Genomic DNA, 13,936 nt, shown 5'->3' with positions numbered 1-13,936 from the left:
TCAGGCCTTGATCTTTATGGCGGCACGGACCTGGTCCATGGTTTGTCTGGCCACCGCACGGGCCTTTTGGCTGCCGGAGGCGATGATTTCCTTGACCAGCGCCGGTTTGGCCTTGAAATGCGCCCGCCGTTCGTGGAGGGGGGCCATGGCCTTGATCAGGTTGCCGGCCATGATCTGCTTGCACTCCACGCACCCGATCTGCGCATGCCGGCACTGGTGATGGATCGTTTGCGTGGTTGCCGGGTCCGAATAGATTTTGTGAAATTCGAACACATTGCAGACATCCGGGTTGCCCGGGTCGGTGCGGCGCATGCGCTGGGGATCGGTGATCATCTGGGCCACTTTTTTGGCGATAACATCCGGTGTGTCCGAAAGGTAGATGGCATTGCTGTAGGATTTGCTCATCTTGCGCCGGTCCAGTCCCAGAATCTTGGCGGTTTGGGTCAAGATGGCCTCCGGTTCTGGAAAAACGTCGCCGTATAAAAAATTGAACCGCCGGGCGATCTCGCGGGTTATCTCCACATGGGGCACCTGGTCGATGCCCACCGGAACGCCGTTGGCCTTGTACATGATGATATCCGCCGCCTGCAGAACCGGGTACCCCAGGAAGCCGAAGGTGGATAGGTCCTTGTTGTCGATCTGGACGATCTGATCCTTGTAGGTGGGGTTGCGCTCCAACCAGGGCACCGGTGTGATCATGGAGAGAAACAGGAACAGCTCGGCGTGTTCCGGGACCAGCGATTGAAGGAAGAGGGTGCTTTTTTCCGGATCGAGGCCGGCGCTGAGCCAGTCGATCATCATTTCGTCCACGTATCCGGTGATGGCACCGGGGTTTTCGTAGTCGCTGGTCAGGGCGTGCCAGTCGGCGATGAAGAAAAAGCAGTCGTATGGGTCCTGCATCTCCACCCAGTTGATCAGGGCGCCGTGCAGGTTGCCCAGATGCAGCGGCCCGGTGGGCCGCATGCCGCTTAAAATCCGTTTTTTGGAACGCATCGAAACATCTCCCGATTGGTTGGTTGTGGTTGCAGGTCCGTCGGCTACGATTCGATTTTTACAATCGGTTATACCAAACCCAAGGCGCTGTGCAAACAAGAAAAAACCGATCGGTTACCCGACCCACGCGGCCCGCTAACGATTCAACCAATTGATTTAATTATATATTTTTTGACGAAGGCCAACTCGTCTTCCGGGGTCTTGATCGATTCGTTGAGCTTGGCTTCCAGAACGGACTGCAGGATTTTGCTGAACAGGGGTCCCGGTTTCAGGCCCATCTGCACAAGATCGGTTCCGGAGATGGAAATGGCGACGTGGCGCAGCTGCGTGTGATAAAGGGAGATCCTTTTTTTGGCCGTTTCCGAAGAGGTGCAGATCATCATGTAAAGAATCAGTTCGGTTTTGAACGTGCTGAGCAGGTTGTACACGTCGGCATTGTGCATGCGCTTGCGGTGTTCCAGCCCAGACAAGGGGTCTGCGGTCTGCATGCGGGCCTCGCCGAACAGCTTTGCATGGCGCGGGGCGATGGTCAGGTGCGCGCAGATTTCACGGGTGGCCTCGAGGTCGCAGTGGCGGATCAGGGTCATGAAGTAGACGGCCCAGCGCTGGTAGGTTTCATCGATAAAGAGCAGGTCGTGCCAGTCGGTCACTTTTTTGGCGCTGTCGAGCAGGCGTTTAAAGTCGTTTTCAATATGCAGCGCCGGATGGATAACCTTCAGAAGATTGTAATCCAGCAGTCTCAAGAGGGTCGGCGCGGGGTTTTCCTCCTTGAGGATCAGTTTGAGTTCCGCATAGACCCGTTTGCCGGCCAGGCGCTTGAAGAAATCCATTTTTACGGCATTGTCGATCAGGCTGGAGGTGAGCTTCCCGATGCTGAAACCGAATCGCTGCTCAAACCGCAGGGCCCGGAATACCCGCGTTGGATCTTCGACGAAGCTGAGGTTGTGCAGCACCCGCAGGACTTTGTCCTTGATGTCTTTCTGACCCGAGAAAAAGTCGATCAATCGGCCGAATTTACCCGGGTTGAGTTGAATGGCCAGCGTGTTGATGGTGAAATCCCTGCGAAACATGTCCATTTTAATGGAGCTCATTTCAACCACCGGCAGGGATGCCGGGAACTGATAATATTCCATCCGCGCAGAGGCCACATCGATTTTAAAGCCATTGGGAAAGATGACAACGGCGGTTCCAAATTTCTGATGGGTGTGGGTTCTTGCCCCCAACGCCCGGGCGAATGTTTTGGCAAAGGCGATCCCGTTGCCTTCGATCACCACATCGACATCTTCGTTTTTGCGGTACAGGAAGAGATCACGAACGAATCCACCGACCACGTAAGCGCCGCAATCCAGTTCGGTGGCGGTTTCGCCGATCTGGGCCAGAGTTTCCATGATATGCCGGGGCAGGCGTTCGCGCATGAAATTGACCACCATCCGCGAGCGTTTGGCACCGGATGCGTCGCCCAGCGCCGGAACGTGCTGGACGGCGGGTCGATTTTGCTGAACCAGGGTGTTGAGCAGATCCGTGCGGGTGATGACACCCATCACCTTGCCGTTTTCAATAACCGGCAGGATGCGCTGTTTGTTCCCGATGATCTTGTCCTGAATTTCGACGACATCCGCATCCGGATGCACGTGGGATATTTCCGTACTCATGTATTCTCGGATCGCAATGGCGTCGAGGTCGTGGAACATTGCCTTTTCGATGACCTGCCGGGTGATATAACCGCTGCAGACGCTGTCTGTACGGCCACTGTCGACAACCAGCAGGGCATTGATGTTATAGCGGGTCAAAAGGGCCTGGGCGGCTTTGCAGGTGGTGGTTTCAGCGGCCATGATGGCTGGTGAAGACATCAGGTGCCGGGCCGAGCGCCGGGGGTTGATTTTGACGTAAAGGGCTTCCAGCAGCAGCAGTTCAGTCTGGGCGATGGTTTTGCCCTTGACGGTTGCCGCCGCGGCCGACGGGTGTCCGCCGCCCCCGATCGCATCCAGAATATCTCCGACGTCCACATCATCCGTTCGGCTCCGGGCAACCACATAGACCTTGTTTTCCATCAGGGCCATGGCAAAAATGGCGTCGATATTCTCCATCTTGGCCATTTTCTGAACCAGAAACGAGATGTCGGGGAAATAGTTGTCCGTGGCCACACTGGTCAGCACGACCTCGATCCCGTTGATGGTGTGGCGCCTGGACGCCTGAATCATGTCGTTGAGCAGGCCGATCTGTTCGGGATTGAATTCCCGGGTGATCATGCTGGAAATCACATTGAGATTGGCCCCCATGGAGAGCAGGTAGGCAGCTGCCTTGAAGTCATGCTCGGTTGTCGACGGGAATGAGAACGATCCGGTGTCCTCATAGATTCCCAGGCACATGATCGTGGCTTCTTCAGGGGTGATCGCAATCGCTTTTCCCCTGATAATTCCCGACAAAATGGTCACTGTGGCGCCGGTCAGCATAAAAAATTCTTTGTCGGCTGGAATGTCGTCGTCCTTTTTCGGGTGGTGGTCGTAAATGTGAATTTCCAGCCCCGGGTTGTCCAGCACCCGGCACAGATCGCCGATCCGGTTGCGTCTCCGGGTGTCAACCAGCACCAGTCGGGTGACCGCTGAGAAATCGACGCTTCCCAGGTCGACGACGTTGAAAAGATAGACCATCGACTGGATGAAGAAATTTCTCAAATTTTTTTCCTGGGAACCGGGAAACACCACCTGTGCATGCGGGTACAGCTTCTGGGCGGCAAGCATCGAGGCCATGGCATCGAAATCGGCATTCACATGGCTGGTGATGATGGTCAGTGATCGCTGGTTCTGGGGGTCTTTTTCAGTCATACCCGATTGAATCGCTTCGATTTTGTTAGGATTCGCAAGCCCCGCTGGTCAACTTTTCAGCCAGGCGCCGGAATTGCGGCCGTTTGCGCCTCCATCACCTGTTGACCCGCATTCAAGTCGAAGACGGCGTTCACGAAACGGTAAGGAAAGCAGGCGGATATTACGCGTTTGGTTTCGTTTTTGCAAGTTAAGTGATCCATGTGTCCGCACCGGCAGACTGGCAGGATTGCAACCAATGCCCCGATATTAATAAAATTATTGTTGTTTCAACCAGTCTGTGGTAGCAAGTCGCAACCCGAATCACTGAAAATGACCATGCGCAACGATTGCAATTTTAAATACAAGACGCTGTTTGGGCCCGTGCCTTCCAGACGCCTGGGCATCTCTTTGGGTGTGGATCTGGTGCCCCACAAAACCTGCAGCCTGGATTGCGTGTATTGCGAATGCGGTCCAACCACCCACCTCAGCCTGGATAGAAAAGAATACGTTGCCGTGGACCGGGTCAAGGAGGAGCTGGCGCACTATCTCCTTCGAGACAAGGCCATCGACCACATTACCTTTTCGGGATCCGGAGAACCCACGTTGAACGCGGCAATCGGTGAGGTGATCCGATTCCTCAAAACCGACTATCCCCAATATAAAGTGGCCCTGCTCACCAACAGCACGCTCTTTGACCAACCTGCCGTGAGGCGCCAGGTAAAAGGTGCCGACGTGGTCATGGCATCCCTGGATGCTGCGACCGACGCACAGTTCAGGCGGGTGAACCGGCCCCACCCCCGGATTGATCTCAAGGCGATGATTGAAGGCCTTGCAGCCTTCAGGAAAATTTTTTCCGGCAGGCTGCTGATGGAATTGTTCCTGGTCGACGGCTGCAACGATTCTGCCGCGGAGCTATCCGAAATAAAAAGGGTTCTGCAGCGTATCCGTGCGGACGGCATCGTGCTTAACACGCTTGACCGGCCGGGTACGGAAGCCTGGGTGCAGCCACTTGGGCCCGATCGGTTGAAAGAAATTTCAGATTTTCTTGAAGGTGCCGAAATTGTCAGATATGAACCCATCCGGACCGATGGGGTCAAACGACAGGCGAACCTGAAGCAGCGACTGGTTTCCACCGTTCGCAGGCGTCCATGTACGGCCCTGGACGTTTCCCGGATCATGGGGATGGATGTCGAAACGCTGCAGCCGGTTCTTGATCAAATGGTCGCTTGCAACCAACTGGTCCTGAAACAGATGGATCGCGGCCTATTCTACATGGCCGTTTGAGCCAGGGGGACTGCGTAAGAATCATTTCACCATCGTAGAGCAGCGGCAACTGCGCATTTAAGGATACAGGGGGATGTTATGCCGATTTATGTGTGGGAAGGGAAGAACAGGAACAATATCGTTCAGAAAGGTGAGATGGAGGCATCCAGTGCGGATGTGGTTCGATCCAATCTTAACCGACTGCGGATAACGCCAAACAAGATCAAGAAAAAATCCAAGGATCTTTTTGAAAATGTCTCTTTTCTTCAGCCGGCCGTAACCCAGAGAGACGTCATTTTGTTCTGCCGGCAGTTTTCGACGATGATCGATGCCGGCCTGCCCATTATCCAGTGCATGGACATTTTGCATGCCCAGCAGGAAAATGCCACATTTAAGAAGATGCTCAAAACGATCAAGGAGCAGGTGGAGAGTGGTTCGACCCTGGCGGACGCGCTGAAAAAGTATCCCAAGCAGTTTGATGACCTGTTTGTGAATATGGTTGCCGCAGGGGAAGCCGGCGGCATCCTTGACACCATCTTGAGGCGGCTTTCCGCTTACATGGAAAAAGCCGCCAAGCTCAAGGCCCAGGTCAAAGGAGCGATGACCTACCCGATCGTGACGATCATCATCGCCATCCTGGTTGTGGCGGTCATTTTGGTGTTTGTCATTCCCGTATTCCAGGAGATGTTTTCCGATATGGGGGGGACGCTTCCCGGTCCCACGCTCATCGTCATCGCCATGAGCGAATTTGTCAAATCCAAGATCCACTGGATTGTCATCGGCGTCTTTCTTTTCATTTTTGCATTCAGGAAATATTACAAGACGGAAAAGGGCAGGCGCGTCATCGATGCCGCGATGCTCAAACTGCCGGTATTCGGGATCCTGATCCGCAAGGTGGCCGTTGCCAAGTTCACCCGCACCATGGGAACCATGCTGTCCAGCGGCGTGGCGATCCTGGAGGCCTTGGACATCGTCGCCAAGACGTCCGGCAATAAAACCGTCGAACGGGCAATTTACACAGTCAAGAGCGGTATCACCGAAGGCCGGACCATGGCGGATCCCCTTGCGGAAAGCGGTGTTTTCCCGGCCATGGTCTGCCAGATGATCTCCGTTGGCGAGTCGACCGGCGCCCTCGACGCGATGCTCCAGAAGATTGCCGATTTTTATGAAGAAGAGGTGGACCAGGCTGTGGAAAACCTGACCTCCCTGATCGAACCGTTCATGCTCGTCTTTCTGGGGGTGGTGATCGGCGGCCTGGTGATCGCCATGTATCTGCCTGTATTCAAAATGGCCGGGAACCTGTAATCGTTGGACCACAAGACATTCAACCGCAAACTCAAATGGTTGATGTCTTTGCGATTTTTCTTCGCCCTGCTGCTGCTCGGTTCAACGGTTGCCTACCAGATCGGCAACCATTACTATGCATTAGAACAACCCATCGTTTTGTTGTACGGGCTGTCGGGGGCGATCGTTTTCCTGTCGGCCGTCTATGGCCTCCTGCTTGGGCGGGTTAACCGCCACCGGCTGGCTTTCATCTATGTTCAGATCGGCATCGATTCCGTCTGCATTTCTCTGATCATTTTTGTGACCGGCGGCTATTCCAGTTTATTTTCCTTTCTCTACCTTGTGGTTGTCATCTATGCCAGTGTGTTTGTTTTTAAGCGCGGCGCGCTTTGGGTGGCCGCGTTCTGCTGCCTCCAGTTTGCCCTGCTGCTGATCCTTGAATTGCATGGCACCATCGATCCGTTCGGCTACGGCGAAACCATGGTCAACTCCCCTTTAACCCTGGTTCAGGTGCTGCAAAAATGTGCCATTCTGACGGCGGCATGCTTTTCCGTCGCCTTTCTCAGCGGTTATCTCGCCGATCAGGAGCGCAAATCCAAAGCCGAACTGGCGGCCATGGAGGCCCACCTCGGCCGCGTTCAGAACCTGGCCCAGATCGGTGAAATGGCCGCCGGACTGGCACATGAAATCAAAAATCCGCTGGCCTCCTTGTCGGGTGCAATTCAGATTCTCAAAGGAGAGGTGGAAAACGACAAGGACAACATGCGCCTGATGCACATTGTCCTCAGGGAAACTGACCGGTTGAGCAGCCTGGTCAACAATTTTCTCACTTTTGCCAGGCCTTCGGCAGCCCAGGCCCGATGTGTGAATTTGGGAGAAGCCCTGACTGAAATCGTCATCCTGTTTGAAAAAGACCATTCCGTCGGACAGCGGATCCGGGTGGATCTGGCCACCATCGCCGACGCCTTTGTTGAAGTCGACCCGCTGCAGCTTCGCCAGGTCGTCTGGAATCTGCTGTTGAACGGGGCCGAATCGATTGAAAACGAAGGTTCGATAAAAATATCGGTTTCAAGACGTAAAAATGAGCGCATCGTGGTCGAGATCGCCGACGACGGCTGCGGCATGGACGAAAAGACGCTCAAAAGCATCTTCAATCCGTTTTTCACCACCAAACCCAATGGCACCGGTCTCGGCCTTTCCATCGTGTACCGAATCCTGGAAACCTATGACTGCCGTCTAGATGTCAAGAGCAAACCCGGGGCGGGCAGCATTTTCAGCCTGCATTTCAAGCCCACCGATCCCACCGCACGGCCGCTGTAAGCGCTGCCCGCCCGCTGACGCTGTATACATCCATGCACGATGATTTCCAGTTCAGTTATGAATTTTTATAAACATCCGTATCCGCGTGGCGTTTATCCGGCTGACTGGCCTGGTTTTTAAAACGAGCTGCGGGGAGCGGATTTGAAATCTTATTTGGATTCAGCGTGATAGCGCGGATCCAGTCGATTCGTGAAACGCGCGGGCTGAATATTTGTAAGTGGTATGAATACTGCATAATGACTTGCTGACGTTTTTTGAAAATGAACAAGCTCGATAAAGGCAAAACATCCGAAAGGGTGCGACGCAAAGCCATCGGCCTGAAACCAGAAGTTCTGGAAATGGCGGCAGGGCTGCCGAGCGAACACAGCATCTCTCAACGCCGCTGATGGTCGCACGGTAAATTTCAACCTGGGAGATGCAACATGAATTTTACCACTCGATGCGGTCTCAAGTTTCTTTTGCTTTGCATGACATTCTCGCTGATGACGGCTACGTTTGCACACGCTGCAAGCGTAACCCTGCGTTGGGATCCCAATGACCCTGCACCGCAGGGCTATCGGGTGTTCGCCCGTGAAGGCAGCCAGGGCTACAACTACGATCATCCCCTCTGGGAAAACAATCTTACCACCTGCACACTGACCGGGCTCACCGAAGGGGTAACCTACCATTTCGTCGTGCGTGCATTCGACGGTGAGCTGGAAAGCGCGGATTCCGAAGAAGTTTCTTATTCCCCCGCTGCTGCTGTTGCCAACCAGGCCCCGACAGCCGATGCCGGACAGAATCAGGTCAGCCATGAAGGGTCATCGGTTACCCTCGATGGCTCCGGTTCAAGTGACACCGACGGTTCGATTGTCGCCTACCAGTGGGTGCAGACCGGTGGATCCGGCATATCCATTGGTAATGCCTCCCATGCGCAAGCCACTTTCACGGCCCCGATCGTTGGCCTCGCCGGCGAAAATTTTACCTTCAGCCTGACCGTGACCGATAATGACGGCGCCAGCTCCGTCGCGCATCTGACCGTCAGTGTGCTCAAATCTTCGAGCACCGATGTCGACGGCGACGGGGTGCCTGATGTTCTGGATTCGTTTCCCGACGACCCCGCCGAGTGGGCTGACAACGACGGCGACGGAATCGGCAACAATCAGGATCCGGATGACGACAATGACGGTATGCCCGATGCCTGGGAACTGGCCCATGGCCTGGATCCCTTCACGGATGATTCCGAACTGGATGCGGACGGCGACGGCTTCACCAATCTGGCTGAGTTTCAGATGGGCGGCGATCCAACGGCTGCAGCGGGCAATTCGGCTCCCGATGCGCCGGTAATCGATGGCGTCACCCCGATCGACCGGGTGGGGCTCACCCCGGTGCTGGTCGCCGGGGCCTATTTTGACGACGACCAGGATGCCCACCATGAATCTCAGTGGCAGATCAGCACCGAACCGGATTTCTCGACGCTGATTCTGGACGCTGTCAGCCAGACGCAACTGACTGCCTACACGGTGGGTGAAATGATCCTGGATGCTGACACCGTATACCACTGGCGGGTGCGCTTTATCGATGCCCGCAAGGGAACCTCAAACTGGTCCGAGCCAGCAACCTTTACCACCGTCAACAACGCCGATGACGCCAACTTCGACGGCGTCCCCGATGCGCAGGCCGTCGATGCATCCGCAGATGTGAACGAGAACGCAATTCCCGATCATCTCGAAGACAACATCATGACGGTCAACACGGTCGAGGGACAGACCATGGTCGGTGTCGAATCCCTTTCCGAGAATGTCACCCTGGTTGCGATCAAATCCCTGCCTACCGGCACGCTCGCCGATCAATCGGTCAAAATGGGATTTGGACTGGTTGGTTTCAAACTCTACCTTCAGGCGGGGGTCAAGACCGCTGCCGTCAAAATCCATTTCTCAAGCCGGGTTCCCAAGACGGCGCAGCTGTACAAATACCTCCATTGTTCCGGCTGGGAAGTTTACCCCAACGCCATCTTTGACCAAAACAGAAAAAGTGTCACCCTGGTGCTGGAAGATGGCGGTGCAGGCGACGAGGATGGTGTCGAAAATGGCGTCATCGTGGATCCGTCGGGAATTGCCTATGCCGACGATGTGACCGCCGACAGTGCTTCCCTGTCGACCGGGGGGGTCGCTTCCGCTGGTTCGGGTGGCGGCCGCAGCTGCTTTATCTCAGCCGGAATCGGGGATCAGCGCATGCCCGATGGCCTGCATTCAAAGGCGGCAGTGATCCTGATCACTCTCCTGCTGGGCGCGGGCGCGATTTTCACCGCGGCATCCCGCCCTGAAATCAGAAAGGCGAATTTACAGATACCCGCCGCTGAACCGCGATAGCGAGTGCATTTTCCGCGGCTTGCGGCAAGGTTGGCGCGCGAACCGGGAATCGATCGAAGACACCCCTGACACAGCCTTGTCAGGGGTGTCTGGTATTGATAAGGTCCAAGGCGATGCCGGCCACCCGGTCGGACGCACCGGCCCCCCCCAAAAGGTTTCTTACGCCTGACAGTTCTGCTTTGATCTGTCTCAATTTTTCCTGATCGTTAAGCATGTCGGTCACCGTCTCGGCGATGGGCTGGGGCGCTGCGTTATCCTGGATCAGCTCGGGCAGCAGCATTTTGTTGACGATGAGGTTGACAATGCCGATATGCTTCACTTTGATGAGTCGTCTTCCCAGCCAATAACTCAACGGGGAAACCTTGTAGACGATGACCAGGGGAATCCCGTAAAGGGCTGCCTCCAAGGTGACCGTGCCGGAGGCTGCCACCAGCAGATGGCTGTGCTGGAACACACCCACCGCCGGGCCCGTGCTGATTTTTATGTCCAGCGCTGCCGGGTACGGGCGGACGATGGCGCGGATCAGGTCTATGCTGATCGATTCGGCACACGAAACCACAAACCTTGCCGTCGGCAGCTTTTGTTTGATTATTTTGGCGGCTTCGAGCATGACGGGAAGCAGGGTCGAAACCTCTTTTTCTCTTGATCCGGGCAGCAGGCCGACCGTTGGCGCCTCTGAACGCGCCGCTGATGCTTTGGGCGTGGACATCGGCAGGTCTCCGTCCAACAGGGGGTGGCCCACAAAGGTGACCGGCACGTGGTGCTCAAGGTAAAACTGCGCTTCGAAGGGAAAGATTACCGCCATGTGATCGACCAGGCGTTTTATTTTTTTGACCCGGTTCTGGCGCCAGGCCCAGATTTGTGGGCTGATGTAATATAAAACCGGTATGTCCAGCTTTCTGGACTTGGCGGCAATGCGAAAGTTGAAGTCGGGGAAATCGATCAATATCAACAGGTCCGGTTTGAGGCTGCAGAGGGCTTTTTTTACCGTGGAAATGGCCCGAAAAATGGTCGGCAGCTTGACCAAAACTTCCGTGATGCCCACAACCGACAAGGTTTTGGCGTCGACGATACAGCGGACACCCTGCGCCTGCATGGCCTTGCCGCCGATGCCAAAAAGGAATGCATCACCGCAGCGCTGCTTGAGGGACCGAGCCAGTTTCGCGCCGTGCATATCACCCGAGGCTTCGCCGGCAATGATCATGATGCATTTGGGCGGGGGCAACGATTACCTCCTGAAAAACAAGTTCTTGTGGGCCAGACAGCGGGCGGGGGGCTGGGTCGGTCCGACGTTTTCCATTGGCGGTTTAACCCGCAAGGTGCCGGCTGGTTTCCTGAATCTGGGCCATGATGGTCAGTGCGGTTTTCAGGGCATCCCGACCCATCTGGCCGGTTACCAGCGGGCTTTGGCGGCTCCGGACCGATTGAACAAAAGACTTGAGCTCATCATCGAGCGCATCGCCCTTATCAAAGCGCATCTCCTCGATCTGCATGCCGGGGATGATCCCACCGGACTGGTTCAGGTCCGGGTGAACGAGGGTGATCTTATGGTTGGCGAAGTCGATTGAAATATAGGCCTGTTTTTGAAAAAGCCTGAGTTTGCGCTCGTTCTTGGCAGAAATCCGACTGGCGGTTACATTGGCAACCGCTCCGTTGACAAACTCCAGCCGGGCATTGGCGATATCGATGTTTCCGGATATGACGGAAATTCCGGCGGCGTTGACCGCTTTTATCTCCGAACGGACCAGGTTCAAGATTAAATCGATATCATGAATCATCAGGTCAAGAACCACGCTGACATCCGTGCAGCGTCCCTGGAAGATGCTCAGACGATGGGATTCGATGAAGCGCGGTTCTTCGATTTTGCCCTCTAGGGCGACCACCGCCGGGTTGAAGCGCTCCAGATGCCCCACCTGGATAATCAACCCCCTGGATTGGGCCAGCTGGATGAGTTCGTCTGCATCTTCCAAAACACTCGTAATCGGTTTCTCGATGAGGACATCGACACCCTGCTTCAGAAAATCCCTGGCGATTGAAAAATGGACCGGGGTCGGCGCTGCGATACTGATCGCGTCGACTTTGTCGAACAGGGCTTGGTGATCCGCATACCAAACGGTGCCGTTTTCATGGGCCACCTCTTTTCCCCGCTGCACGTTTGAATCCACAACCCCGACAAGATCCACATCCGGCATATGGTGGTATTTCTGCGCGTGGAATTTGCCCAGATAGCCCACACCCACGACCCCGACTCTCAGTTGGCCCATTTTTGATTCCATTGGTTAAGCGGCCTTTTCCCGGCCTTATTCACAGACGATGGTGATATGGCTTGCGTTCGCCGCGTCGATCATTTCCGAACGGTCAAACACAAGCGTCCTTCCCGCTTCGACGGCCAGGGCACGCACGCCGAAACGGCCCATGGTTTCAACGGTTTGCCTGCCCACCGCCGGAACATCGAAACGAAAATCCTGGTTCGGTTTGCACACTTTCACCAGTACCGCCTCTCCCTTGCCCAGGCGGCCGCCCCTTTCGATGGTGGCATCGGTTCCGTCGATGGCCTCTACGGCCAGAATTGATCCGCCAGCGACAACCACGCTTTGCCCGATGTCCAGCCGGCCGATCTCCCTGGCGATGGAAAAGCCCAGGGCGATGTCTTTTTTTTCTGAGCGGGAAGGCTTTCGGTCTGTCCAGACGCCTTTTGCGGCCAGTAACTCAGGCAATAAGAAGGTGGATGGCTCAATCCGGATGCCGTCCTTTTCAAGGCTGTCGGCAAAGGCGCGCATGACGGCATCATCGTGGGTGTGGCGCATGCCTGCAATGATGGAGATGGCTTTCAGATCCGGCTTCACATCGCTGAACAGCCGCGTTTTGCGAACCGCCCCCAACATCACCGCCCGGTCGACGCCGTTCTGCCTGAAAAATTTTATGAGCCGTTTGACCTGCCCCAGGTGCAGCCATTCGATCTTGTGGGAGAACCGGGTCAGTTGCGGGTCGGCTTCGTTGACATACGCCGCGGTGCAGATGGCGTAGCCTGCCTTTAGGGCGGCTTTGGAAAAAAGCACGGGAAACTGTCCGCTGCCCGCGATGAGTCCGATCTTTTCATCCATTGGGTTGGGTTCTCTAAGCCGCCATGCGGTCAAAAGGAACAGGCGTTTAGCGGGTCACGCCTCTGGAGGAGGCTTTGATGAATCCGATGAAGTTTTCAACCTCAGGGATTCTTTCCACTTCGGCATTCACCCGTTCAATGGCCTCGTTCAGGGTTAATCCGTATCGAAACAGGATGCGGTAGGTTTTTTTCAATGCGGCCAGGGTTTGATCGGAAAACCCGTAGCGCTTCAGGCCGACGCGGTTGAGGCCATGCAGAATCGCCCGATCACCGGCGGCAATGACATAAGGCGGTACATCTTTGACCACGGCCGATTTTCCGCCGACAAAGGCATAATCGCCTATTCTGACGAATTGGTGAATGGCCACCAGGCCGCCGACCGTGGCATGGTCGCCGATGCTGATATGGCCAGCCAGGGTGGTGTTGTTGGCCAGCACGACCATTTTGCCGACGCGGCAGTCGTGGGCGATGTGGGTGTAGGCCATCAAAAAGGATCGTTCACCGACTTGGGTTATTCCGCCGCCCGGTTCCGTCCCCCGGTGAATGGTGACGAACTCCCTGATGGTGACGTTGGGCCCGATTTTCACATAACTGGTTTCGCCGCCGAATTTAAGGTCCTGGGGGATGGCGCCGATGGCTGCATATTGAAATATGCGGCAGCCCGGGCCGATGATCACATGCGGGTCGATCACCACATGCGGTCCGATCCAGGTCTTTTCACCGATGGTTACATCCTCCCCGATAATCGAGAAGGCGCCGATGTCGACGCCGTCGGCGATGCTGGCACCGGGGCTGACGATTGCTGTGGGATGAATCAT

10 protein-coding genes and 1 riboswitch are annotated in these 13,936 nt (G+C 55.6%); of the genes, 4 read left to right on the top strand and 6 right to left on the bottom strand.

Annotated elements, in window-relative coordinates; translation table 11 throughout:
* Positions 1–993, bottom strand: coding sequence for a tryptophan--tRNA ligase (gene trpS / locus R6V78_RS03650; RefSeq protein ID WP_410287971.1), 993 nt, complete (start codon positions 991–993; stop codon positions 1–3).
* Between the two features lie 143 nt (positions 994–1,136).
* Entirely contained in the window at positions 1,137–3,818 is a 2,682-nt protein-coding gene (locus R6V78_RS03645; RefSeq protein WP_410287970.1) for a CBS domain-containing protein, read from the bottom strand.
* A gap of 315 nt (positions 3,819–4,133) precedes the next feature.
* On the opposite strand from R6V78_RS03645, the gene R6V78_RS03640 reads away from it, so the two are divergent.
* The 4 genes from R6V78_RS03640 to R6V78_RS03625 all read left to right on the top strand — a co-directional run bounded on the left by R6V78_RS03640 (position 4,134) and on the right by R6V78_RS03625 (position 10,015).
* On the top strand, positions 4,134–5,081 hold the full coding sequence (locus R6V78_RS03640; RefSeq protein ID WP_410287969.1) for a radical SAM protein: 948 nt from the start codon (positions 4,134–4,136) through the stop codon (positions 5,079–5,081).
* Between the two features lie 78 nt (positions 5,082–5,159).
* Positions 5,160–6,365, top strand: a complete 1,206-nt coding sequence (locus R6V78_RS03635; protein WP_410287968.1) for a type II secretion system F family protein — start codon at positions 5,160–5,162, stop codon at positions 6,363–6,365.
* A gap of 3 nt (positions 6,366–6,368) precedes the next feature.
* Positions 6,369–7,664 (top strand): two-component system sensor histidine kinase NtrB, encoded by a 1,296-nt coding sequence (locus R6V78_RS03630; protein ID WP_410287967.1) that lies wholly within the window; start codon positions 6,369–6,371, stop codon positions 7,662–7,664.
* A gap of 268 nt (positions 7,665–7,932) precedes the next feature.
* Positions 7,933–8,022, top strand: a riboswitch (cyclic di-GMP riboswitch).
* Positions 8,023–8,086: 64 nt separating this feature from the next.
* Positions 8,087–10,015 (top strand): choice-of-anchor U domain-containing protein, encoded by a 1,929-nt coding sequence (locus R6V78_RS03625; protein ID WP_410287966.1) that lies wholly within the window; start codon positions 8,087–8,089, stop codon positions 10,013–10,015.
* A gap of 79 nt (positions 10,016–10,094) precedes the next feature.
* On the opposite strand, the gene lpxB is transcribed toward R6V78_RS03625, so the two are convergent.
* The 4 genes from lpxB to lpxA form a co-directional block, all read right to left on the bottom strand.
* Positions 10,095–11,240, bottom strand: coding sequence for a lipid-A-disaccharide synthase (gene lpxB / locus R6V78_RS03620; RefSeq protein ID WP_410287965.1), 1,146 nt, complete (start codon positions 11,238–11,240; stop codon positions 10,095–10,097).
* Positions 11,241–11,322: 82 nt separating this feature from the next.
* Positions 11,323–12,279, bottom strand: a complete 957-nt coding sequence (locus R6V78_RS03615; protein ID WP_410287964.1) for a Gfo/Idh/MocA family oxidoreductase — start codon at positions 12,277–12,279, stop codon at positions 11,323–11,325.
* Positions 12,280–12,315: 36 nt separating this feature from the next.
* Positions 12,316–13,119 carry an LpxI family protein gene (locus R6V78_RS03610; protein WP_410287963.1) on the bottom strand — a complete coding sequence of 268 codons (804 nt, stop codon included), beginning with the start codon at positions 13,117–13,119 and terminating at the stop codon, positions 12,316–12,318.
* A gap of 46 nt (positions 13,120–13,165) precedes the next feature.
* Positions 13,166–13,936: an acyl-ACP--UDP-N-acetylglucosamine O-acyltransferase gene (gene lpxA / locus R6V78_RS03605; protein ID WP_410287962.1), complete on the bottom strand. Its 771-nt coding sequence runs from the start codon at positions 13,934–13,936 to the stop codon at positions 13,166–13,168.

Origin of the sequence: Desulfosarcina sp. (assembly GCF_046496365.1) — a bacterium.
In the GTDB taxonomy this organism is placed as follows: domain Bacteria; phylum Desulfobacterota; class Desulfobacteria; order Desulfobacterales; family Desulfosarcinaceae; genus Desulfosarcina.
This window is presented reverse-complemented; position numbering and strand designations above follow the sequence as displayed.

Bases quoted from the DNA above. Each gene is read 5' to 3' on its own strand.
- R6V78_RS03635 (WP_410287968.1), top strand. From the start codon at position 5,160: ATGCCGATTTATGTGTGGGAAGGGAAGAACAGGAACAATATCGTTCAG.
- R6V78_RS03640 (WP_410287969.1), top strand. From the start codon at position 4,134: ATGCGCAACGATTGCAATTTTAAATACAAGACGCTGTTTGGGCCCGTG.
- R6V78_RS03615 (WP_410287964.1), bottom strand. From the start codon at position 12,279: ATGGGCCAACTGAGAGTCGGGGTCGTGGGTGTGGGCTATCTGGGCAAA.
- lpxA (WP_410287962.1), bottom strand. From the start codon at position 13,936: ATGATTCATCCCACAGCAATCGTCAGCCCCGGTGCCAGCATCGCCGAC.
- R6V78_RS03610 (WP_410287963.1), bottom strand. From the start codon at position 13,119: ATGGATGAAAAGATCGGACTCATCGCGGGCAGCGGACAGTTTCCCGTG.
- R6V78_RS03625 (WP_410287966.1), top strand. From the start codon at position 8,087: ATGAATTTTACCACTCGATGCGGTCTCAAGTTTCTTTTGCTTTGCATG.
- trpS (WP_410287971.1), bottom strand. From the start codon at position 993: ATGCGTTCCAAAAAACGGATTTTAAGCGGCATGCGGCCCACCGGGCCG.
- R6V78_RS03645 (WP_410287970.1), bottom strand. From the start codon at position 3,818: ATGACTGAAAAAGACCCCCAGAACCAGCGATCACTGACCATCATCACC.